This is a genomic window from Micromonospora sp. NPDC023814 (assembly GCF_040639595.1).
Lineage (GTDB): Bacteria > Actinomycetota > Actinomycetes > Mycobacteriales > Micromonosporaceae > Micromonospora.
The window spans coordinates 1-1864 of record NZ_JBFAAF010000211.1; the positions used below are offsets into that span (position 1 = coordinate 1).

The following is a 1864-nucleotide window of genomic DNA, read 5'->3' on the forward strand; positions in this document are numbered from 1 at the left end:
CTAGGTGACTGGTGTTAAACGGGGGTTGATCGGTGGTCTGGTCAGCCCGTGTGTTTGACGGCTCGTTGGCTGGCGTGAAGGGGGTAGTCGCTGGGCTGGCTGATCGGTGGCTCGGTGGGCGGTTGTGGGGCTGAGGGGTTGTTGCCGGGCTGGATAACGCCTGGTCGGGGTTCTTGCAAGTGGTTAGGCGGGGGCCCGGCCGAGCTGGCTGCTGCCGGTGAGGTCGAGGGTGGCGAGCCGGGCCAGGTTGGTGGCTGCGGCGAGGAGTTTGAAGTCGGCGGCGACGCGGAGCAGGCCGCGCATGCGGGCGCGGCGGCCGCCGTGGCGGCGGCGCATGAGGTGGGCGATCTTGCGTTCGACTTTGGGGCGGGTGGCGCGGTAGTCGGCCCGCCAGGCCGGGTCGGTCTGCCGGGTCCGGGCGGCCGTGAGGTGGGTTTCCCAGCGGCTGATGGTGATCTGCCGGCCGGTCTTCGACTCGGTGCACTGCGTGCGGAGCGGACAGTCGGTGCAGGCCCGGCCGAAGTCGGCTTTCCCGGCGTGACGGTCGTGACCGGTGATCGGGCGGATCGCGATGGTGACCTGGTTTGGGCAGGTGACCGTGCCGGCGGCGAGGTCAATGGTGAACCGGTCCTTGGTGAACTTGCCACCCGGCGCGACCGGTGGCTGGACCTTGGTCTTGGCGTCGATCCCGGCAGCATGCAGGCATTCGAGTACTTCACCGGCGCCGTAGGCCGAATCGCCGTAGACCACCGCGTCGGCTCCGGACGTGTCCTGATCGCTGGCCGGGGTGGTGAGGTCGGCGATCAGGTCGGCAGCCGGGCCGGCGTCGCCGGTGTTACCGGCAGTGACCTCGGTGGCGGTGATGATCTCGCTGTCCGGATCGACGGCGATATGCCCTTTGTAGCCGTCGAAGCCACGGTGGCTGGTCTTGTGCCCGTGCCGGGCCTGCGGGTCGACGGTGGAGATCACTCGGTCCGTGGCGACTTTGCGTGCGATCCGCAGCACCCCGTCGTCGCCGGCTTCCAGGTCCTGGCCCAGCACCGTGGCCAGCAGCCGCATCGCCTCGGTGACCGCCTCGGGCAGCTTCTTGCGGCCGCCGAGGGCGGCGAGAAGGGCATACCCGTCCCGGGCCCTTGAGTCGATCAACGCTTCCCGGGCGGTCTTGTCGTCCCAGTCCACGACCGGTTTCGCCGTGCTGGCGTAGTCGTCGCCGCTGGTCAACACGGCCCGCAGTTCGATGGCCAGGTCGCGGCCGGCCGCGGTGAGCAGCCCGCGGACCGCCGAGCGGATCAGCGTGATCGTGTCCATCGTGGCGACCGCGTCATACAAGGGGGTCGAGTCAAGCACCCGGCGCCGTCCCAGCAGCCCGGCCTCCCGCGCCGCCGCGAGAGCAACCTCGAAAATCCGGTCCGGGTTCGCCGAGCGGCGCAGCCGTTCGCGCATGTCAACCAGGACCGTGTGCGCGAACCCGGCCCGCGAAGCGCCGTCCCAGCCACCGGCCCCGGCCGCGTACCGCCAGCGGACATCGAACGCGAACCGGTCGACGGCCTCGCGGTCCGACAGTCCTTCCAAACGCTGCAGCACCATCACCGTCGCGACCACCGACGGCGGCACCGACCGCCGCCCGACCTGCGCGAACAAATCAGCGAACAAGCAGTCCGGGAACAACCGGTCGCGGTGATCGTGCAGAAACGCGTAGATCGAGTTCGCCGGAAGGGTCTCAGCGCAGAACCGGCTGACCGGATCGAGGAGGTCCAGTTGCTGCGACGCTCTGCCCAACGTCATCCCAGCAAACTAGCAGAAATAGATGCAAAACGATGGCCGCCACGCTGATGGCAGCCATCGTTTAACACCAGTCACCTAG

1 protein-coding gene is annotated in these 1864 nt (G+C 68.9%); it reads right to left on the reverse strand.

The annotated features are described in order from the left end of the window. Positions 1-183: 183 nt before the first annotated feature. Positions 184-1785 carry an IS1182 family transposase gene (locus AB0G14_RS35485; protein ID WP_357705158.1) on the reverse strand — a complete coding sequence of 534 codons (1602 nt, stop codon included), beginning with the start codon at positions 1783-1785 and terminating at the stop codon, positions 184-186. Positions 1786-1864 lie beyond the last annotated feature (79 nt).

Excerpts from the sequence above, each read along its gene's own strand:
- AB0G14_RS35485 (WP_357705158.1), bottom strand. The coding sequence starts at position 1,785 with ATGACGTTGGGCAGAGCGTCGCAGCAACTGGACCTCCTCGATCCGGTC.